The organism is Pseudoalteromonas sp. A601 (genome assembly GCF_002165575.1).
Taxonomy (GTDB): domain Bacteria; phylum Pseudomonadota; class Gammaproteobacteria; order Enterobacterales; family Alteromonadaceae; genus Pseudoalteromonas.
Map to the genome: position 1 here is coordinate 37,871 of NZ_MXQF01000008.1, position 20,646 is coordinate 58,516.

Below are 20,646 nucleotides of genomic sequence, written 5' to 3' on the forward strand. Positions count from 1 at the left end.
GTTAAATCACCTTCGCTTCTGTTTTTAGTTTTTCAACTAATTGGGCAACATCATCAACAATAATACCACCACTGCGTTTTGCTGGCTCTGAGACTGAAACCAATTGCGTTCGTGGCGCTAAATCAACACCTAGGCTATCGGCAGCAATTACCTCAAGCGGCTTACGTTTGGCTTTCATAATATTAGGTAATGACGCATAACGAGGTTCGTTCAAGCGTAAATCAGTTGTGACTATTGCGGGTAGTTTTAATTCTACCGTTTGTAAGCCACCATCCACTTCACGGGTCACTTTGACCGTTGCATTTTCGATATCAACCTTAGATGCAAACGTACCTTGCCCACGATTTGTTAGCGCAGCGAGCATTTGACCTGTTTGGTTATTATCTGAATCGATTGACTGTTTACCTAAAATAACCAACTCAGGTAATTCTTGCTCAACTATTTTAGCCAGTAATTTAGCAACATGAAGTGATTCTAGTTTCTCATCTGTTTCAATATGAATGGCTTTATCTGCTCCGAGTGCAAGCGCTGTACGAAGCTGTTCTTGAGAGGCTTTTGTGCCGATAGTCACAGCGACAACTTCGGTTGCAGTGCCTGCTTCTTTTAAACGAATAGCTTCTTCAATCGCAATTTCACAAAATGGATTCATCGCCATTTTTACATTAGTAAGATCAACGTCGCTATTATCGGATTTAACGCGAGCTTTAACGTTATAGTCGATGACTCTTTTTATTGGAACGAGAACTTTCATAGGAACTCCCTGATTATTTAAACCTACAAGCTAACGTTTACGTCAACCTATTTATTTTATGATTTCAGACTACTTCCTGTTGACGTAAACGTCAACCTAAAATAACCTTAAACTATCCAAAGCCTGTAACGTTTCATTTGCAAGTATGAAATTTCCTTGTTTTAAGGTGCAGGTCCGTCACACACAAGAGGTTATTATGGTCGAACGCGAAACCATGGAATTTGATGTAGTTATCGTGGGAGCAGGCCCTGCGGGGCTATCAACGGCGATTAAATTAGCGCAACAAGCACAACAAAAAGAACAAGAGTGCATGATCTGTGTTGTTGAAAAAGGCTCAGAGGTCGGCGCCCATGTACTTTCGGGAGCTATTTTTGAAACCACCGCTTTAGATGAGTTATTACCGAACTGGCAGGAATTAGGGGCACCAGTGAGTACAAAAGTAACTTCTGATGAGATTTATTGGTTCAATAATGAAAATAAAGCAACCTCTATTCCTCATTTTGCCACTCCCAAAACATTCCATAATGAAGGTAATTATATTGTCTCTATGGGCAACGTGTGCCGTTGGTTGGCTGAGCAAGCAGAAAGTTTAGGCGTCGAGATCTTCCCTGGTTTTAGTGCTCACTCGTTAATAATTGAAGATGATACAGTAAAAGGCATTATCACTGGCGATATGGGTGTTGATAAAGACGGCAACGAAAAAGATGGCTATATGCCTGGTATGGAACTGCGTGCCAAGTACACTGTATTCGCAGAAGGTTGCCGTGGGCACTTAGGTAAACAACTAATAAATCGTTTTGCACTCGATAAAGATGCTTCACCACAACATTATGGGTTAGGGTTCAAAGAAATTTGGCAAATAGACCCATCTAAACATAAAGAAGGGACTGTTGTACACGGTACTGGCTGGCCATTAGCAAGTGATACTAATGGCGGTGCATTCATGTACCACAGTGAAAATAACCAAGTTGTCGTAGGTTTAATTGTGGATTTAAATTATTCAAATCCACATTTAAGCCCATTTGATGAGTTTCAACGGATGAAACATCACCCAGTCTTTAAAGAAGTTCTCCAAGGGGGTGAACGTATTGCTTATGGTGCTCGTGCAATTGCCAAAGGTGGACTACACTCATTACCCAAAATGCACTTCCCTGGCGGTTTATTAGTCGGCTGTGATGCAGGTACACTGAACTTTGCAAAAATTAAAGGCAATCACACGGCAATGAAGTCAGGCATGATTGCAGCAGAGATTATTTTTTCAGCCATAGAAAGCGGCCAGCAACACACTAACTTAAAACAGTATTGCGAAGCCTTCAAACTAAGCTGGGCATATAAAGAGTTGTATCAATCACGAAACTTCGGCCCAGTTATGCATAAATTGGGGAAATTTATTGGCGGGGCTTACAATACCCTTGACCAAAATATTTTTGCAGGAGGCCTACCTTTTAATTTCAAGGACCATACACCTGATCATGCAACATTAGTTGACCAACATACAGTGGATAAAATTAATTACCCAAAACCAGATGGTCAGATTAGCTTTGATAAACTCTCCTCGGTGTTTTTATCAAATACCAATCATGAAGAATCGCAACCGTGCCATTTACAGTTAAAAAACACGGCTATTCCAATTGATGTTAATTTAGTTAAATTTGATGAACCGGCACAGCGCTACTGCCCTGCAGGTGTTTATGAAGTACAAGAAATTGAAGGCAAAGATGAGTTTGTTATTAATGCTCAAAACTGTGTGCATTGTAAAACCTGTGATATTAAAGATCCAAGCCAAAACATAACCTGGATCACCCCTGAAGGTGCTGGAGGCCCCAACTACCCTAATATGTAAATACCTCTAATTTATAAACTAATCCTAAATTGCAGGGGCTTCGGCCCCTTTTTTGCGCTATGCTCAATAATGTCGAGAAATAATAAGAGAGTTAGAGTATGCCGTCATCAAGTGTCGTATTTCGTTTTTTAGCAGAGCCAACCGATGTTAACTTTGGAGGGAAAGTCCATGGCGGTGTTGTCATGAAGTGGATTGACCAAGCAGGTTATGCCTGTGCCGCGGGTTGGAGCGGGCATTACTGCGTCACAGTATCTGTCGCTGGAGTTAAATTTAGACGCCCTATCCTTGTGGGTCAAATAGTCGAAGTTGAAGCTAAAATAGCGCACACTGGCAAAACAAGTATGCAAATTTTTATACAAGTGCGTTGTGGCGATCCTAAAACTCAAAATTTAGTTGAAACAAATCATTGTATTATTAGCTTCATTGCAATGGATGAAACAGGCTACCCAGTAGCTGTTCCACCTTTTACTGCTGTAACAAAAGACGACAAGCAGCTGGAAAACTATGCAATAAAAATGAAAGAAATTGCGATTGAAACAGAAACGCTATTGCATAAATCAGCACCTTAAAGCGTTACAGTATTAATTGAGCAAGTAAAACTTACAAAGCCCTTTGAAAAAGCTGCATCGATGAAACTGAACGCGCGTTCAAAATAACAGCGAATACCGAGAAAATCATATAAAACATAAAATTAGAAAATTTTTTAAGCTCCTTATTGTTGGCACAATAGATGCTCCTAAACAAATGACTAAACGACGAATAACGAAAAGTTATTTATTTTTTATTTTGTAAAGGAGCTATTAAATGATTAAATCACTTTCAATTTCTGCTGTTGCACTTGCCCTATTTGGTTTTAACAACGCGGCTCACGCAGAAGTAACTGATATAGATATGCCGAGCATTTATACTGGTATCGGCTATGGACAATATTCTTTTGAGTTTGAAGACTCAGAAAACGATACAGACTTTGATGACGACTCACAAATGCTAAAAGGTTACGTGGGTGCTCAATTTAATAAATACGTGAGTGTAGAACTTGCTTATCAGAATTTTGATGAAGTAAGTGATATCGATAGTTATGCTGAGGTTGATGGTGTGTCGCTTGCAGCACGCTTGGCAGCCCCACTTACAGAAAGCTTTTCCATTTACGCAAAAGGTGGTTGGCTTGAATGGGATGCTGAAGTAACTCAGGACATTCCTGCAATTGGAAGTGTGTCGGTTGATCAAGATGGTGGCGATGTATTCTATGGTGCAGGTATTGAGTATGCGTTTACGCAAAATATACAAATGCGTTTAGAGTATGAGCGTTATAAATTAGAAGACGATATTGATCCAGATATGGATGTCGCTTCTGTCTCAGTTCAGTATATGTTTTAATTAGACCACTCGGTTTAATATTAAAAGGCAGCATCAGCTGCCTTTTTCTGTCTTTTACGGTTAGAATAACGCAAAATAAACAAAAAATTGGTTTTATGAGCGACTATCAGTTAACGGCCGTAGGCCATATTCACTCTCCATATAAGCAAAAGTTTGCAATCCCCCGCCAACCTAGATTAGTACCACAAGCAAAGGCAAAACTTGTATTTTGTGCTGATTTCAATCGGGAAGAATTTGTCAGAGGTTTGGATGACTTCTCTCATATTTGGCTGCTTTTTCGTTTTCATGAAACGGCTGATAAAGGCTACTCTGCTATGGTAAGGCCGCCGCGTTTAGGAGGAAATGACCGCAAAGGCGTATTTGCCACTCGTGCAACATTTCGGCCAAACGCTATCGGTATGAGCGCTGTTAAGCTTGAAGGTATCGAATATGTAAATGGTCAGCTCAGCCTGCTACTCTCAGGTATCGATTTGCTCGATGGCACGCCAATTTTAGACATCAAACCTTATTTGCCTTACTCTGATGCAATGACCGATGCAAGTGCAGGGTTTGCTGATGTAAGGCCAGAAACACAAATGAGTGTCGATTTTAGTGAATCTGCTACTCAATTTATTGCTCAGCAAAAGCAATATCCCGAGCTTAAAGAGTTTATCGAAAATGTGCTTAAGCAAGACCCTCGTCCCGCGTATAAAAAACAAAAAGATGGCGAGCAAAATTATGGCATGACCTTATATGAATTTAACATTCGCTGGCAAGTTAATAACGAACACAACTATGTCAGTCATATAGAAAAAATATAGAAAATGTCACTTAGCGCTTTAGTGTAAAAGCAACCGCTGCTAAACTGTGGCTCTTATTGAAATAATAATTTTATAACTATCGGAAAAAACATGCGTACCAGTCAATATATACTCGCTACACTTAAAGAAACGCCGTCTGATGCTGAAATAATATCGCATCAATTAATGCTTAGAGCCGGCATGATCCGCCGCGTTGCGTCGGGTTTATATACGTGGCTACCCTCTGGTTTACGCGTGTTACGTAAAGTCGAAAATATCGTTCGTGAAGAAATGGACAAAGCAGGTGCAATTGAAATGTTGATGCCTGTTATTCAACCTGCAGACTTATGGCAAGAGTCTGGTCGTTGGGACCAGTTTGGTGATGAGCTAGTTCGGTTTAATGACCGACATAACCGCCCTTTTGCGCTTGGCCCTACTCACGAGGAAGTTATCACTGACTTTGTTCGTAAAGAAATAAGTTCATACAAGCAGCTTCCGTTAACACTTTATCAAGTACAAACTAAAGTACGTGATGAACGTCGCCCTCGTTTTGGTGTAATGCGGGCTCGTGAATTTACCATGAAAGATGCATACTCTTTTCACTTAAGTGAAGAGTGCCTTGATACTACATATAAAATTATGCACAAAGCGTATTGTAATATTTTTGAGCGTTTAAATTTAGATTATCGCCCGGTATTAGCTGACACAGGATCAATTGGTGGTAGCTTATCACATGAATTTCATGTGCTTGCTGAGTCTGGTGAAGATGCGATTGCGTTTAGTGATGTGGGTGACTACGCAGCAAATATTGAAAAAGCAGAAGCGCTTGCACCAAGTGAAGAACGCCCAGCCCCAAGTAAAGAATTAAAAGCATTTCCAACACCGGATGCTAAAACAATTAGTGAGCTGAAAAAACACTACGGCGTGAAGCCTCATCGCGGCGTTAAAACCTTGATTGTCTATGGTGTGGCTGATGAGAATGGTCAACGTGATTTGGTTGCCCTTGTTCTGCGAGGCGATCATGAGTTAAACGAATTAAAGGCTCAAAACCACCCACTAGTACATTCGCCACTTGAAATGGCACCTGAAGCAGAAATTGTTGCTGCAATTGGTGCAAAACCTGGCTCCCTTGGCCCTGTTGGTTTGACTATGCCAATAATTGTTGATCGTACAGCCAATGTAATGGCTGATTTTGTAGCCGGTGCTAACAAAGATGACGAACATTACAGCGGCATTAACTGGGATCGTGATGTATCAAACTATGAAGTCGCCGATCTTCGAAACATTGTTGAGGGCGATCCGAGTCCATGTGGCCAAGGTACATTGCAAATTAAACGTGGTATTGAAGTAGGCCATATTTTCCAGCTAGGCACAAAATACTCAGAAGCAATGAAAGCTGGTGTCTTGAGCGAATCTGGTAAAAACCAAGTTATGACTATGGGTTGTTACGGTATTGGTGTTTCACGCATTGTTGCCGCTGCCATTGAACAAAATAATGACCAATATGGTATTAAGTGGCCACAGCCAATTGCCCCATTTGACTTGGCAATAGTACCGATGAATATGCATAAGTCACATCGTATTCCAGATATTGCAAATAACCTTTACGATGAACTAAAAGCAGCAGGGCTTGACGTTTTATTTGATGATCGTAAAGAACGCCCAGGAGTCATGTTTAATGATATGGAATTACTTGGGGTACCGTTTACTTTAGTGATAGGTGAACGTAATCTAGATGAAAACAAAGTTGAGCTGAAAAATCGCCAAACTGGCGAAAAGCTTATACTTGATTTAGATACTGCTGTGCAGACAATTAAAGCTGCATTAAACGCCTGATTATTTGCTGCCATCATTTTAAAAAACCGCTTAACGCGGTTTTTTATTGGCTATGTAATTGCCTCCACGGCTATTTCGACCTGTCCCATAACGATTATTCGCATCTACTACACTGCAAAAAACATAGCCACCTGTAGTAATGACAGATAAAGTGACATTCTCAATGACCTGATCGCTTATATTTTTAAATTCAACTGCATTAATTTATATCCTCATGTTCATTAACTAGTTGGTAGTCCATTAGGATACGGTAATGGTTATCATATTTGAATATCTTTATAGTTGTCATAGAGATTTAGTAAAAGTGTCGTGTAAGCGTAACTAAATATACCTAAAATGGTTATTATTACACCGCGAGTAACTCTCATGAACAATACAGAAAAGAGTGATAAAAAGCACTATCCAGCCGTTTGGATCTCCGATGTACATCTAGGCTATAAAGATTGTCAAGCAAACTATCTGCTCGACTTTTTAAATAGCATTGAATGCGACACTCTATTTTTAGTGGGTGATATCGTTGATCTATGGTCGATGAAAAGGCAATTTTTCTGGCACCCAAGCCATTATCAAGTGTTGGCGTGTATACAAAAAAAAGCACAATCAGGTACCCGTGTTATTTATATTCCAGGGAATCATGATGAGACATTTCGACATTATGTAGATAACACATTATTTGGTGTTGAAGTCCACCAGCAATATATTCATACAACCAAAGCCAATAAACGTTTTTTACTGGTTCATGGTGATGATTTTGACTCAGCAACCCGCTATAACAAATTTATCAGTATTGTCGGTGATGCAGGCTATGATCTGTTATTATTTTTAAATCGTTGGACAAATCGAGCTAGACGGTTGTTTGGTGGTAATTACTGGTCTCTAGCATCATGGTTAAAAGCACGGGTCCATAAAGCGCGTGAAGCCATTGAAGCTTTCGAAAATGCTGCAATCCATGAAGCAAAAAAGCAAGGTGTTGATGGTATTATTTGTGGCCATATTCACCACCCTCAATTAAAAGTAGTGGATGGGATTGTGTATTGTAATGATGGTGACTGGATAGAAAACTGTACCGCGTTAGTAGAGCAAGAAAATGGCCGTATTGAATTACTACACTGGTCAGAGACACAAAGGGTCATTAATTCCGCAGATATTACTGCAATTAATGACCCTCAAACTAAGCCTGAAAAGTCAGCGGCATAAACTAACTGGCTATGAGTTATGACTTAACCACATAGCCAGTTTATTTTTCAATGTAGGCGGCTTAATGGGTTTAGTAATATAATCATTCATTCCTGCGGTAATACAACGCTCACGATCCCCCGCCATAGCACTGGCTGTCATTGCAATAATAGGCACATGTAAATAGACTTTTCCCGCAGCCCCCCTTCTTATCTCTGATGTTGCTTCATAGCCATTTAAATTTGGCATCTGACAATCCATAAGAACCACATCAAATGGGTTCTCTTGATTTTGCTTTAAGGTATCTATGGCATCAACACCATCACTGGCACAGGTAATACTAATCGAAGTACGCTTTAAAATTGCCTTAGCAACTTCAAGGTTGATCATATTGTCATCGACCAGTAATACTTTATAGCCTGATAGCTCAAATTCATCCCCCAGCTCTACTGTTTTATCCGTTGGTAATAAAAAACTGTTATTTGCACCAAATATACTGGCAAGCTTATAGCTAAATTGATCTTGTGTTAATGGCTTATTCAACACGTGACAACTTTGCGGGTAACTGGCTTTTATATCTTTGCTGAGCAATAAATCACGTAAAATTAGCATGTATTTTTTATTCTGTTTTTCACATAATGTTATTAATGCATCTAATTGAGGGTGTTCATTATCTATGACCAGTAAATCAACTTTGACTTCTTCGCAATTAAATTGATAGTCAAATCGTTGAATATTATTCGAATCAACTTGGCAATTCTTAATAAGTAAATTCTTGATATTGTTGAAGACACTTTCATTTTTAATCAATACACCCACTTCAATATCTTTAGCAAGCTCAATTGGGGTATTTAATTTTTTCTCAGGTGCGACATGAAGCTCTATCTGGGCTGTAAAACAACTTCCTTTTCCTTTTTCACTTACAACCGAAATATCCCCCCCCATCAACCGGGCAAGCTTTCTACATATTGAGAGCCCTAGCCCCGTGCCACCAAAATGGCGAGTTGTGCTGCTGTCTTCCTGTGTAAAAACTTCAAATAGTTTATCTATATTTTGCGCCGCAATACCTATTCCAGTATCTTGTATTGCAAAACTCATGATCAGTTTATTTTGGGTTAAATACTGACAGTCTAAACTCAGACTCACTTCACCTTGATGAGTAAATTTGAACGCATTATTTAGTAAATTAATTAATATTTGTTTTAATCTGTGGCTATCGCCTACCAGCATTCGATCGAGGACTTTATCTGTATTTAATATGATCTCTAAACCTTTGCGTTGACCTTGTAAGGCCATTGAAGTAATTAAATCACTGCATACGCTAATCACATCAAAACTGTGCTTATCAATATCGAGTTTGCCAGCTTCTATTTTTGAAAAGTCGAGAATATCATTAATCAACGTCATTAATGACGTTGCACTTGAGTTTGCTAACTTAAGGTAATTAGCTTGCTGCTGTGTTAACGGCTCTTCAGCAAGCATGCCCAACATACCCAATACACCATTCATGGGGGTGCGGATTTCGTGGGAAATATTAGCTACAAAATCACTTTTAGCTTTACTTGCTGCCAATGCTTCGTCAATAGCCATTTCGAGTTCAATAGTACGTTGTGCTACTTTTTGTTCAAGTGAACCGTTCAGCGCTTGTAACTGCGTTTGTATCGTCTTTAATGAGTTTATATTTCTTAAAATGGCAGCAACTTGGTGGGTTTGAGTAAAAATATCATAAACAGAGGTGAGCGTAATTGAGTAAAAATGCTGTTGCTTATTTTCATCTATATAGATTGCTTCAAACGGCGGTTTAGTACCTAAATTAATTGTTTCACTAATGTAATCATGATCTTGCTCATTAAGAATAAATAAATCAGAAAATCTAGTTGTTCCCTCTATTAATTTAAAGTTCGCTTTAGCTGTATGATTAGATTGACAGATAACGCCTTGTTCTTCAATCGTAAGAATCGCATCAAGAGAATTTTCTATTATCTTATTATTTTGTTCTTTTAATGAATGAAACTCTAACTTACGGTTAATATAACGTTGATACAACCAGACTAAAAAGAGTATGACTGAAAACAAAGTAGCTAATACAATAATAAAGTTATTTCGTCGCTGAGAGACCTTTTCAAGTAATATTTGAGTATCAATTGAAACCGCGATTTCTAACGGTTGCATTGCAATATTACCCTCCAAATTTAAGCGTTTTTTTAAATAATACTGCTGTGATAATCCCGTCATCGGCAGTGTAACCTGCGATGACATCTCTTGGCTTTTTGTAAAAAGACTTGACCATGTCACGTCTTGGCCAAATTCAAAGCCAAACTGAATGCTATTGTCTGGATGGTAAAGAAATTGCTCATTACTATTCAATAAATATACACTTAGACCTTGCGTTGTATTTTTAGGTAAATTCGCTAACAAGGGTTCAGCAAAGTAATTGGTCACTAAAACTGCAAACACAAAGCCCTGATCATCAAATACCGGCTTAGCAACTCTGTATGTACTTGTATATGGACGCTGAATATCTCCATTTTCACGATTGTAATTTATCGGAGAAATATAAATTGTGTTTTTATCTTGCATGCTCGCTTTGAGCATATAATCTCGTTGCCCTTTTTGTTGTAACGCATCTCCTTCGATGCGTATTATCTCATTATTTATACGATCAACTCTGACTAATTCCATCCCTTGATTCGCTAAAGTGATATAACGAGCTTGTGAGAGGGTTTCATCTGTTTGCATAAACCCTGTGAATATTTCAGCTAAACGGGTTTGCCAAACGGACACTGAGATATCAAAAGCGGGGTCTATATTATTGTTAGCATGAGAGCGGCGGATACCCGATATTGGAGGCGTTGAGTCTAAAAAGTGGATTGACGCTACACTGGTTTGTAGTTGAGCTTTAAGATACTGTATTTTAGTTTCAAGTACATGTTCAAGCGCTACTTTTTCATTATTGAAAATATCACTTCGAGTTTTTAATTCAAAAACATATATACTCGGCAGTGCTAACATAACAGATATTAGTAGCGCTAAAAGAAAAACTTTGCTTGATTTGAACATACTCGTCAAAGAGCGTGGGCTTTGCATGAAATCAATGCCATTTTGATAAATTTTATTATCACCGAGTATAGATCATTTACACACTGAATTAATCGATATTTCTGAATTATTTATCTTATTTATTGAAATATATAGTAATGGTGGCTGAGGAGCCACCATTACAATGCTTACCTAAATAATACTTCTTCTTTGTTAAACCACTTAACACAAAACGCAATCAACGCGCCTGCAACAATAACTGTTGCTAAAAAGATTAAACCGACCAAGGTGTAATCAACAGTCCCTTTGATTATCTCTTTTATAGCAAGAGCAACATTAGTAACCGGGATGAAAGCTGTTTTAGCCGTCAACTCTACATTAGGCAAAAGTGCCACTATAATTGGGAAAATCACGCCCATGCTCAGTGGAGTCATGTAATTTTGCGCCTCTTTAAAGCTACGGGCATATATTGATATAGCCAACGCAAGAGATGCAAAAATAGCCGCTAGAGGGAGTAAAATAATAAATATCAACGCAAAGTCTATTACATGTAAAGTACTAAACGCCGTTTTTGCAATCTCTAAATCCATAACATTAATGGCGATTGTGATCCACACGCCCATACTCAAAACAGTGATACTGGTTGTTACAATTGATGACACCAATAAAGTGATAAATTTACCAAGTACCAGTTGCGTACGTGTAATAGGGGTTAATAGCAGCGTTTCAAGTGTGCCTCGTTCTTTTTCCCCAGCCCCAATATCGATGGCTGGGTAGCTTGCTCCCATTAACACTAACGGAATTAATAAATAGGGTATAAATCCACCTATTTTTTCACCTAGGCTTTCGCGTTTATCGGCAGTGTCAACTTTAACAACTTTAATCGGGTCTATGATGGCCGTTTGTAGCTCCTCACTAATACCATAACTGGCTAGTTTATCCGCTCTTATTGAGTCACCAAACTCAGTTGCTAATTCCTTTACTCGTTGAAATAGAAAGTTGATTGATTTGGCGTCATTGAATACAACTTGCCACTCACTTTGCTTTTCACCGTCCAGTGCTTCTCTTGCATTACTTGGCAGGTAGATCCCCATATCAATGTGGCCTGCTTTTACTGCTTCTTTAAGCTGTTCAGCCGTAGTAAACGTTTTATCACCTTGGTAAAGTTTAAAACTTTTATGATAAAACACTTTGTCTGTGAATTCTTGTGCGTATTCGCCATTAATAATGGCATACGTGTGAACTTCTTGTTCGGCCTCAAGTGCCGCTTGAGAAGTGATAAATGCCATTACAGCAAAAATTAACGGGAATACGGCTATTGGTAACGCCACAATAAACAATAATGTTTTTTTATCGCGTAGAAGCTCTTTTAATTCCTTTTTAAATACCTCAAACATCGCGCTTCTCCGTCAAAATATTCATAAATGCTTGGTTAAGTTCTTCGCTATTACCAGCGAGTTTAAAATCTGTAACAGTACCATCAAAACAGCTAATACCTTCATTAATAACCGCAACACGATCACACAATAGAGCGACTTCATCCAAGTGGTGGGTTGAAAATATAACCGGTGTCCCCTGCTCTTTTAACCCTTTAATAAACTTAATCACAGTTTGCGTAGTCATGATATCAAGCCCCGTTGTTGGCTCATCAAGAACAACTACTGCGGGTTGATGAACAACAGCACGTGCAATATTTGCTTTTTGTTTCATACCGGTTGATAGATTATCAGCGCGTTTATCAATAAAGCTGTGCATATCGAGTAAATCAAACAACTGTGCACAACGCGAGGTAATGGCTGCTTTTTTCATGCCATGTAATTTAGCAAAATACTCTATATTTTCTTTCACTGTTAAACGGCCATACAACCCCGTACTACCAGACAAAAATCCAATTGACTTACGGCCAAACAATGGTTTTTTTATGATATCTTGCCCAGCGATGTTAATACTGCCTTCATCTGGCACAAGCGCAGTCGAGATCATTCTCAATGTGGTGGTTTTTCCTGCCCCATTTGGCCCAAGTAAACCAAGTACTTCACCTGCATTACAATGAAAGCTTACATCCCTAACCGAATGAAAATAATCTTTATCTTCCCTTGGGTCCGTTTTTTCAAGTTTGTTTTTTTTATGATCTTTAGTTAGCTTAAACTTCTTTTTAAGCCCTGCTACTTCTATCATTTTCGTGTCCTTCGTTTTGGCCTAAAGTAATCCGTATTACTGTAGAAATCACTGTTATTATTATCAATATGCCAGCCAGGAACACCTAACAATGGCAAAGGAGATAATAGACTATTATCAGCTAGACAATTATTTTTCCCAATCATCTCATAAAGCACCGTATCTAGGTACGCATATTGCGCAGTTAAATCTTTACAAAATGTGTCTTCAGGCACTTTCACAAAAAAGGCTTTACCAGTGAGCCCTATATACGGTTTTGTCAGCATTTCATAGTTTGCATGACCAAACATATAGGCATTGATGCTTTTACCCCACTGTGCGCGTAAATCAACAAAGGCAGTTTGCCACTGATGCTCTCTAAGTAATTCGGGCCATTGAGAATCTGTCACGGCCAAAATAACACCGCATTCATCAAACAGTGTTAATGCATTGCGGTGTTTACTTCGTTGTTTTGTGCCATGCAAGCTGATTTCTTCAACGTGACGCTTATTCAATAAAGCTTTGGTTTTAGGAAATAGGCACCAAATAAAGCCACCAAATAAATCATGCCAGTTTTGTTGGCGAGTTGGTACACAGCCTGTATCAAATATGATTTGTTCGTAATAACGCTGTTCTTCACTAAATAAAGCGTCATCTTTAAAAACGATCGGTCTATTATTCTCATTTACACCAGTTAGAAACGGTGAAAACCAATCACATGTAGGCCAATCTAATTGTTGATTTAACTTAAATAGTCTATTTAAATGTTCAAAGGCACCACTGCTTACTAACTGAGGGTGCCATTGCTCATAAGGGGTAAACCGCTTCATGAGTACCTTTTGCTTTACAGAGTATTCGCTCAGTTTACCGCAAAAACTGGTTCTATTTAATAGAAGTTCTTATACTGTTGGTACTTAAAACAAAAAAAGAGTGACTATGAAACGTTATTTTTCTCTTACACTACTGGCAAGCGCAGTGCTTGCAGGTTGTGCAGCAACAAGTCTCACTTCTGAAGATGTTGAACAAGGCTATGAGTCTATCAATGCACAGCAACTTGCAGAGCATGTAAAGGTATTGGCATCTGATGAATTTGGTGGTCGTGCACCATCATCTAAAGGCGAAGAGCTGACTCTTGCTTATCTAACTGAACAATTTAAAGCAATTGGTTTTGAACCAGGTAATGGCGACAGCTTTTTGCAAGAAGTACCGCTTGTATCTCTTGAAGCAGATTCTGATATGGTTTTATCAATTGGTGGCAAAGATTACCAATATAAAAAAGATATGGTCATGGGCAGCAGCCGTATTAGTGAAAACGAGAGTATTAAAGATTCAGAGCTTGTCTTTGTTGGTTATGGTGTAAACGCGCCAGAGTATAACTGGAATGACTATGAAGGCCTTGACGTAAAAGGTAAAACAGTAGTCATGCTAGTGAACGACCCCGGTTTTGCCACCAAAGATCCAGCACTATTTACTGGCGATGCAATGACCTATTATGGTCGTTGGACATACAAATATGAAGAAGCTAGTCGTCAAGGTGCTGCTGGTGCAATCATCATTCATGAAACAGCCCCAGCTTCTTACCCTTGGTCTGTTGTTGAGAACTCATGGAGTGGCGAACAATTTGGTTTTCAAAAAGAAAATAACAACATGGATCGTGTCACTGTTGAAGGCTGGGTTACAACTGATGTAGCTAAAGAGCTCTTTACAAAAGCAGGCCTTGATTTTGACACTGCAAAGAAAAATGCAGCAAAAGGTGCCTATCATGTCGATATGGGCGATTTAACAGCATCTGTAGCGGTTAAAAACACCATAAAAAAATCTATCTCATATAATTTCATCGCGACGTTACCAGGTAGCGAAAAACCAGATGAGCACATCATTTATTCTGCGCATTGGGATCACCTAGGTACAGATAAAAGTCGTAAGGGCGATCAAATTTATAATGGTGCTCACGATAATGCAACTGGCACAGCGGGTATGATTGAAGTGGCTGAAGCATTTGCTCAATTGCCTAAGCATCCTAGCCGTTCAATGACTTTCTTAGCAGTGACAGCAGAAGAGCAAGGTTTACTAGGCTCTAAATACTATGCTGCAAACCCAGTGATCCCAGCCAATAAAACAGTTGCAAACATTAATATGGATAGCCTGAATCTATTAGGCAAAGTGAAAGATATTAGTGTAGTCGGCATTGGTAAATCACAAATGGACTCTTTACTCGCTAGCGCAGCGAAAAAGCAAGGCCGTACTGTGTCTGGCGACCCTAAACCATCTTCAGGTGGTTACTACCGTTCAGATCACTTTGCCTTTGCCAATATGGGTGTACCAGCCATGTATGCTGGTGGTGGTAGTGAAGCGTTTGACGAAGAAACTGCAAGTTACCGTAAACGTATGAGCTTAGTGCTTCGTGGTTGTTATCATCAACCTTGTGATAGATACCGTGATGAATGGGATTTATCAGGTGCTGTGCAAGATTTACAGCTGTTTTATCAAGTAGGTTTTGATATATCTGAACAGGTAGAATGGCCAAAATGGAATGAAAGCTCAGAATTCCAAAGAAAATAACGCAAATGATATTGATTTTCATTTAATTTAATTCTAAAGTGCAACTTAATAACGTTTTAGGTTGCACTTATGTTCACTCTCACATTGCCAAAGTTTATGTCATCTATATCAACACGCTCTTTTATTGAAAATAAACGCATGTTGTTGCCACTGGTTTTACTTATTTGTTTGGCCTACTCCCCTATTCGCGACATTACTCTTACTGCAATGAGCGATGCTTTTTTTCAAGTTAGCGTATTTGTCGCTGCTACGCTTTTTATTTACTACTACTTGATTGATAGACTTCCTCAGTTAGAGTTAGCCTACCTTAATGCTAAATCACCTATTTTAGAAGTTAGTTTTGCCTCTTTCTTAGGCGCTTTGCCTGGTTGCGGCGGCGCAATCATCGTGGTGACTCAATTTACGAAAGGACAGGCTAGCTTTGGCTCTATAGTCGCTGTGTTAACAGCCACCATGGGCGATGCCGCTTTTTTGTTACTCGCAACTAAACCAACTGAAGGTTTACTAATAATGCTTATTGGATTAAGCGTTGGTGTGATCAGCGGTAGTTTGGTGAATTACTTTCATAAAAGTGACTTTTTAAAGCCAGAAAACCAAGATGTAGAGCATGAATACAAGAGCCAACCAAGTAAAGCCATCATTTTGAGCAAATCAATTTGGAAGGTTATATTAATTCCGAGCCTTATTATTGCGTTTCTTATTGCGCTCAATGTTGATTTTGCACAATTTGGCTCAGGATTAAATGATACGGTTATGTTTTTTGGTGCTGCAATGGCATTATTTGCAGTAATAACGTGGGCTTTTTCATCTAAAGGTAAAAGCTATCAAGACATTACTTGCGAAGAAGAATCTAGCCAACCGCCTTCTAAGCTCTATAAAGTGTTACAAGACACACACTTTGTCACTGCGTGGGTTGTGGCGTCTTTTATGCTGTTTGAATTATTGGTTAACTTTGCTGGTGTTGACCTAAAAGCGTGGTTTTCACATTATACCTACCTTGCACCACTCATCGCTGTGCTCATAGGATTTTTGCCTGGTTGTGGTCCACAAATCATTGTCACTACTTTATATATTCAGGGTATTATTCCGTTTAGTGCCTTGGCAGCAAATGCTATTTCTAATGATGGTGACGCCCTCTTCCCGGCAATTGCAATGGCACCAAAAGCCGCACTTATCGCAACCTTCTATTCAGCCATTCCTGCGGTGTTAGTTGGCTACGGCTTGTATTTTTATGGTGTTTAATAAAACCAACAGACACAAAAAAGCTCAACAATAACGTTGAGCTTTTTTTGCTACAATAAGCGTTAGCTCATTGCCATCATCATTTTAGCGGGTTCTTCTAGATACGATTTCCACAGATTATTAAAACGAGCAATAGTCCCGCCATCAATAACACGGTGATCGCCAGACCAACTTATCTGCATGATCGCTTTACTTATCACGTTACCTTTATCATCAAAGCGAGGGAGATGCTGAAGTTTACCTAATGCAACAATGGCAACTTCTGGCTTATTGATAATAGGCGTTGCGATAGTCCCACCTATTGCGCCAATATTAGAAATACTGATTGTGCCACCTTTTAAGTCATCAGGGCTAACACGACCGTCTCTAGCAGCATCAGTTAAGCGTGTAACAGCATTTGCAACATCAATAATACTCTTATTTTGGCATTGCTTGATATTAGGCACTAAAAGACCAATTTTAGAATCAACGGCCATGCCAATGTTATGATCGTTAAAATAGGTTAATTCAGTACACTCATCATTTACTTTAGAGTTTAGTACTGGGTATTCTTTCATTGCTAGCGATAACGCCTTAATAAAAAACGGCATCATCGTTAATTTAATGCCCTGCTGCTTGTATTGCTCTTTCAACGAACTACGTAAAGCAATTAAATCGGTTAAGTCTATTTCATCACAAAAAGTAAAATGTGGAATGCTACTAACAGAGGCAACCATCTGTTTAGCCATAGCAGCTTTAATCCCTTTAATAGGCTCAACACGTGTGCTTTCATTGCTAACAGCAGCTGTGTTGACCACAGGTGCGTCAAGCTCAGACGTATCAATAGTATTTGGTACTTCTGAATTTACAAATTGTTCAATGTCTTCTTTATAAATACGGCCGTTTTTTCCGCTACCTGGTACGCACGTTAAATCAACATCCATTTCACGCGCTTTTCGACGAACAGCCGGTGAAGCAACAGCCTTTTTATTCACAACCGGAGTAATAACATTACACGTTGGTGCAGCTGGTGTGTGCTCTTTGGCGTTGGACTGCGCTTTAACAACAGCTTCATTCACATCAACCTGGGATTGGCCTGTACCTGCAATGCTCATTTGAAACAGCGGACTATGAACCTGTGCAACATCCCCTTTTGCATAATAGAGCTTATGAACTGTACCAGTATATTTAGCAGGAATTTGTACTAGCGCTTTATCTGTCATTACATCACAAACAGCTTGGTCTTCTTCAATGTGCTCGCCTTCTGCGACTAACCATTCAACAATTTCACACTCAACAATTCCTTCACCGATATCAGGTAAAATAAAATCTTCTAATTGTTCAGAGCCATTATTTGCTGGGTTTATTGGTTGCTCAACCGGTTGCGAGCTCGCTTCACCGGCAACATCCATCGCAAATAAAGGGGCATGTACAGCCGCGATATCACCTTTTTGATAATACAACTTGGTAATTACGCCATCGTGAACGGCGGGAATTTGCACCAACGCTTTATCTGTCATTACATCACAGATAGGTTGATCTTCAGCGACTGTGTCGCCTTCTTCTACAAGCCATTCAACAACTTCGCACTCAACAATGCCTTCGCCAATATCGGGTAAAATAAAATCTTTTGCCATGATAACTCCTAAAATTCGACCGATTGCTTAATGGCAGCAAGTACTTTTAATGCATCTGGCACATATTCTTTTTCAAGTGCCAACGGATAAGGTGTATCAAGTCCACATACTCGTAAGATTGGAGACTCTAAATGTAAAAAGCATTCTTGCTGAATCGTTGCCGCGATCTCGCTACCAAAACCGTTAGTGATTGGTGCTTCATGGCTAATTACTAAGCGCCCTGTTTTCGTAACTGACTGCGCAATTGTTTCAACATCCCAAGGTAGTATGCTGCGTAAATCAATCACTTCACAGCTAATGCCTTGTTCAGCAGCTTGTTTTGCAGCATCTTCGATAATTTCCATTTGTGCGCCCCAAGCAAGTAATGTTACATCACTTCCTTGCTCAACAACCTCAGCTTTACCAAGCTCAATGCTGTAATCTTCTTCAGGAACTTCCCCTGTAGATGCACGGTATAAACGTTTAGGCTCAAAGAAAATAACCGGGTTATCATCTTTAATAGATGCACGTAATAAACCTTTAGCTTGGTACGGGTTACGAGGTACTACAATTTTTAATCCTGGGGTATGAGCAAAATAAGCCTCTGGAGATTGAGAGTGATATAACCCCCCTGCTATACCACCGCCGTAAGGCGTGCGTATGGTTAAATTACCCACATTAAACTCATTACCACTGCGATAACGGAATTTAGCTGATTCATTTACAATTTGGTCAAATGCAGGAAAAATGTAATCGGCAAATTGTATTTCTGCAAGCGCTGGCGCGCCAAATGCAGCCAAGCCATTAGCAAAGCCCATGATCCCTTGCTCAGTCAATGGAGTATTGAAAACGCGATGCTGACCATATTTTTCTTGTAACCCTGACGTGGCACGAAACACGCCACCAAAGTAGCCCACATCTTCGCCAAAAATACAGGCTTGCGGATGCTCTGCCATCGTAATATCAAGGGCTGAATTAATTGCATGTAACATATTCATTTTAGCCATTACTTAATTCTCCCTGCAGTGACTGGATAGGCATCAGGATGTTGCTTAATATGGGTTTTTAATTGCTCATATTGACGTTGTAATGATGGTATTGGCGTGTCGTATACATCAGAAATCAACTCTTCTAATGCTGGTTTCTCAATCACCTCTGCACGTTTTAATGCAGCAAGAATGTCTTCACGAATTTGTTCTTTCGCTTTTACATCGTCTTCGTCATTGAGCCATTCTTGTTTTATTAACCACTTACGGAAACGCTCAATTGGGCAAGCCTGATAGTTAGCTTCTTCCGCTTTTGAACGATAACCACTTGGATCATCTGACGTTGAGTGAGCACCTAAACGATATGCAATTGATTCTATTAATACCGGCTCACCAGTGGATGTTGCTATTTCACGCGCTTTTTGAGTTGCCGCAAATACCGCTAATGCATCGCCGCCGTCAACTCGAATGGTTTTAATACCATAGCCCACACCACGAGAAGCAATGCCATCACCTTTAAACTGCTCATCTGCTGGGGTAGAGATAGCATAGCCATTATTACGAGCAAAAAAGATCACCGGGGCTTTATGCACAGCAGCCATATTTAAGCCTGCATGAAAATCACCTTCAGAGGCCGCCCCTTCACCAAAGTAACATATAGTGACATTGTCGATATTACTTTTTAGCTCACCGGTTTTAGCGTCAACGTGCTTAATTTTTTGACCATAAGCGTAACCCGTTGCCTGCGGTATTTGGGTACCTAAAGGCGACGAAATAGTCATGTAGTTCAACGCTGCACTACCATAGTGAATCGGCATTTGACGCCCTTTACCTAAATCAAGTTCATTTGAAAACATTTGATTCATAAATTGGTCAAGGGTGAAACCGCGATAATGCAATGCTGCTTGCTCACGGTATTGAGCCATGATCATATCATTTTGATCCAGTGCTGCTGCTGAGGCTGTAACCGCAGCTTCTTCACCTAAACATTGCATATAAAAGCTAACGCGGCCTTGGCGTTGAGCTGCTTGCATACGTTCGTCAAGTGCTCGAATAAAACGCATTGTTTCGTATAAGCTAATTGCTGTGTCTTTATCAATATCGGGTGCACAAGCACCGCTGTGGATATCGCCATCCTCGGTTAAAATACTCAAGGTTGGAATATTTAAGGCATGACCATCAATAAATTCAAGTTCATGACTAATATTCTGCGATACGTTATTTGGGTTACTCATAACCTACCTTCTTCTGTTGTCGAGAAATACAGTGCTAAATTAGGTAACCTGATCTTAGGTTAATTATT

At 39.5% G+C, this 20,646-nt stretch carries 16 protein-coding genes; 8 read left to right on the forward strand and 8 right to left on the reverse strand.

Annotation, left to right across the window (positions count from 1 at the left end; genetic code table 11):
- Position 1: 1 nt before the first annotated feature.
- Positions 2–751 (reverse strand): electron transfer flavoprotein subunit beta/FixA family protein, encoded by a 750-nt coding sequence (locus B5G52_RS08185; RefSeq protein WP_087532167.1) that lies wholly within the window; start codon positions 749–751, stop codon positions 2–4.
- Positions 752–947: 196 nt separating this feature from the next.
- Between B5G52_RS08185 and B5G52_RS08190 the strand changes: the two genes are divergently transcribed.
- From B5G52_RS08190 to B5G52_RS08215, 6 genes are all read left to right on the forward strand, one after another.
- Complete coding sequence (locus B5G52_RS08190; protein WP_087532168.1) at positions 948–2,594, forward strand: electron transfer flavoprotein-ubiquinone oxidoreductase; 1,647 nt, start codon at positions 948–950, stop codon at positions 2,592–2,594.
- Positions 2,595–2,692: 98 nt separating this feature from the next.
- Positions 2,693–3,163, forward strand: coding sequence for an acyl-CoA thioesterase (locus B5G52_RS08195; RefSeq protein WP_087532169.1), 471 nt, complete (start codon positions 2,693–2,695; stop codon positions 3,161–3,163).
- A gap of 235 nt (positions 3,164–3,398) precedes the next feature.
- A complete protein-coding gene (locus B5G52_RS08200; protein ID WP_087532170.1) occupies positions 3,399–3,971 on the forward strand; it encodes an outer membrane beta-barrel protein in 573 nt (190 codons plus the stop codon).
- A gap of 95 nt (positions 3,972–4,066) precedes the next feature.
- Complete coding sequence (gene tsaA / locus B5G52_RS08205; protein WP_087532171.1) at positions 4,067–4,771, forward strand: tRNA (N6-threonylcarbamoyladenosine(37)-N6)-methyltransferase TrmO; 705 nt, start codon at positions 4,067–4,069, stop codon at positions 4,769–4,771.
- 90 nt (positions 4,772–4,861) lie between these two features.
- The gene (locus tag B5G52_RS08210) at positions 4,862–6,586 is read left to right on the forward strand and encodes a proline--tRNA ligase (RefSeq protein ID WP_087532172.1); all 1,725 of its coding nucleotides are present in this window, start codon (positions 4,862–4,864) and stop codon (positions 6,584–6,586) included.
- 366 nt (positions 6,587–6,952) lie between these two features.
- Positions 6,953–7,783 (forward strand): UDP-2,3-diacylglucosamine diphosphatase, encoded by an 831-nt coding sequence (locus tag B5G52_RS08215; protein WP_087532173.1) that lies wholly within the window; start codon positions 6,953–6,955, stop codon positions 7,781–7,783.
- 9 nt (positions 7,784–7,792) lie between these two features.
- Here the strand turns inward: B5G52_RS08215 and B5G52_RS08220 are convergent, their stop codons facing one another.
- The 4 genes from B5G52_RS08220 to B5G52_RS08235 all read right to left on the reverse strand — a co-directional run bounded on the left by B5G52_RS08220 (position 7,793) and on the right by B5G52_RS08235 (position 13,788).
- On the reverse strand, positions 7,793–10,849 hold the full coding sequence (locus B5G52_RS08220; RefSeq protein ID WP_176372528.1) for an ATP-binding protein: 3,057 nt from the start codon (positions 10,847–10,849) through the stop codon (positions 7,793–7,795).
- A 140-nt stretch (positions 10,850–10,989) separates the two neighbouring features.
- A complete protein-coding gene (locus B5G52_RS08225) occupies positions 10,990–12,198 on the reverse strand; it encodes an ABC transporter permease subunit (protein WP_087532174.1) in 1,209 nt (402 codons plus the stop codon).
- Complete coding sequence (locus tag B5G52_RS08230; RefSeq protein WP_087532175.1) at positions 12,191–12,979, reverse strand: ATP-binding cassette domain-containing protein; 789 nt, start codon at positions 12,977–12,979, stop codon at positions 12,191–12,193. Before B5G52_RS08230 ends, B5G52_RS08225 begins: the two co-directional genes overlap by 8 nt.
- The gene (locus B5G52_RS08235) at positions 12,976–13,788 is read right to left on the reverse strand and encodes a DUF3025 domain-containing protein (RefSeq protein WP_087532176.1); all 813 of its coding nucleotides are present in this window, start codon (positions 13,786–13,788) and stop codon (positions 12,976–12,978) included. Before B5G52_RS08235 ends, B5G52_RS08230 begins: the two co-directional genes overlap by 4 nt.
- A gap of 106 nt (positions 13,789–13,894) precedes the next feature.
- Between B5G52_RS08235 and B5G52_RS08240 the strand changes: the two genes are divergently transcribed.
- On the forward strand, positions 13,895–15,520 hold the full coding sequence (locus tag B5G52_RS08240; protein ID WP_087532177.1) for a M28 family metallopeptidase: 1,626 nt from the start codon (positions 13,895–13,897) through the stop codon (positions 15,518–15,520).
- Positions 15,521–15,589: 69 nt separating this feature from the next.
- Positions 15,590–16,762 carry a putative manganese transporter gene (locus tag B5G52_RS08245; protein WP_087532178.1) on the forward strand — a complete coding sequence of 391 codons (1,173 nt, stop codon included), beginning with the start codon at positions 15,590–15,592 and terminating at the stop codon, positions 16,760–16,762.
- Positions 16,763–16,824: 62 nt separating this feature from the next.
- Here the strand turns inward: B5G52_RS08245 and B5G52_RS08250 are convergent, their stop codons facing one another.
- The 3 genes from B5G52_RS08250 to B5G52_RS08260 are packed head-to-tail and all read right to left on the reverse strand — an operon-like array spanning position 16,825 to position 20,578.
- Positions 16,825–18,378 (reverse strand): dihydrolipoyllysine-residue acetyltransferase, encoded by a 1,554-nt coding sequence (locus B5G52_RS08250; RefSeq protein ID WP_087532179.1) that lies wholly within the window; start codon positions 18,376–18,378, stop codon positions 16,825–16,827.
- Positions 18,379–18,386: 8 nt separating this feature from the next.
- Entirely contained in the window at positions 18,387–19,364 is a 978-nt protein-coding gene (locus B5G52_RS08255; RefSeq protein WP_087532180.1) for an alpha-ketoacid dehydrogenase subunit beta, read from the reverse strand.
- Complete coding sequence (locus tag B5G52_RS08260) at positions 19,364–20,578, reverse strand: thiamine pyrophosphate-dependent dehydrogenase E1 component subunit alpha (RefSeq protein ID WP_087532181.1); 1,215 nt, start codon at positions 20,576–20,578, stop codon at positions 19,364–19,366. Before B5G52_RS08260 ends, B5G52_RS08255 begins: the two co-directional genes overlap by 1 nt.
- Positions 20,579–20,646 lie beyond the last annotated feature (68 nt).

What these genes read in the sequence shown, in the direction of transcription:
- B5G52_RS08210 (WP_087532172.1), top strand. Translation starts at nt 4,862, where the DNA reads ATGCGTACCAGTCAATATATACTCGCTACACTTAAAGAAACGCCGTCT.
- B5G52_RS08250 (WP_087532179.1), bottom strand. Translation starts at nt 18,378, where the DNA reads ATGGCAAAAGATTTTATTTTACCCGATATTGGCGAAGGCATTGTTGAG.
- B5G52_RS08260 (WP_087532181.1), bottom strand. Translation starts at nt 20,578, where the DNA reads ATGAGTAACCCAAATAACGTATCGCAGAATATTAGTCATGAACTTGAA.
- B5G52_RS08240 (WP_087532177.1), top strand. Translation starts at nt 13,895, where the DNA reads ATGAAACGTTATTTTTCTCTTACACTACTGGCAAGCGCAGTGCTTGCA.
- B5G52_RS08225 (WP_087532174.1), bottom strand. Translation starts at nt 12,198, where the DNA reads ATGTTTGAGGTATTTAAAAAGGAATTAAAAGAGCTTCTACGCGATAAA.
- B5G52_RS08220 (WP_176372528.1), bottom strand. Translation starts at nt 10,849, where the DNA reads ATGCAAAGCCCACGCTCTTTGACGAGTATGTTCAAATCAAGCAAAGTT.
- B5G52_RS08235 (WP_087532176.1), bottom strand. Translation starts at nt 13,788, where the DNA reads ATGAAGCGGTTTACCCCTTATGAGCAATGGCACCCTCAGTTAGTAAGC.
- B5G52_RS08185 (WP_087532167.1), bottom strand. Translation starts at nt 751, where the DNA reads ATGAAAGTTCTCGTTCCAATAAAAAGAGTCATCGACTATAACGTTAAA.
- B5G52_RS08255 (WP_087532180.1), bottom strand. Translation starts at nt 19,364, where the DNA reads ATGGCTAAAATGAATATGTTACATGCAATTAATTCAGCCCTTGATATT.
- B5G52_RS08245 (WP_087532178.1), top strand. Translation starts at nt 15,590, where the DNA reads ATGTTCACTCTCACATTGCCAAAGTTTATGTCATCTATATCAACACGC.
- B5G52_RS08195 (WP_087532169.1), top strand. Translation starts at nt 2,693, where the DNA reads ATGCCGTCATCAAGTGTCGTATTTCGTTTTTTAGCAGAGCCAACCGAT.
- tsaA (WP_087532171.1), top strand. Translation starts at nt 4,067, where the DNA reads ATGAGCGACTATCAGTTAACGGCCGTAGGCCATATTCACTCTCCATAT.
- B5G52_RS08190 (WP_087532168.1), top strand. Translation starts at nt 948, where the DNA reads ATGGTCGAACGCGAAACCATGGAATTTGATGTAGTTATCGTGGGAGCA.
- B5G52_RS08215 (WP_087532173.1), top strand. Translation starts at nt 6,953, where the DNA reads ATGAACAATACAGAAAAGAGTGATAAAAAGCACTATCCAGCCGTTTGG.
- B5G52_RS08200 (WP_087532170.1), top strand. Translation starts at nt 3,399, where the DNA reads ATGATTAAATCACTTTCAATTTCTGCTGTTGCACTTGCCCTATTTGGT.
- B5G52_RS08230 (WP_087532175.1), bottom strand. Translation starts at nt 12,979, where the DNA reads ATGATAGAAGTAGCAGGGCTTAAAAAGAAGTTTAAGCTAACTAAAGAT.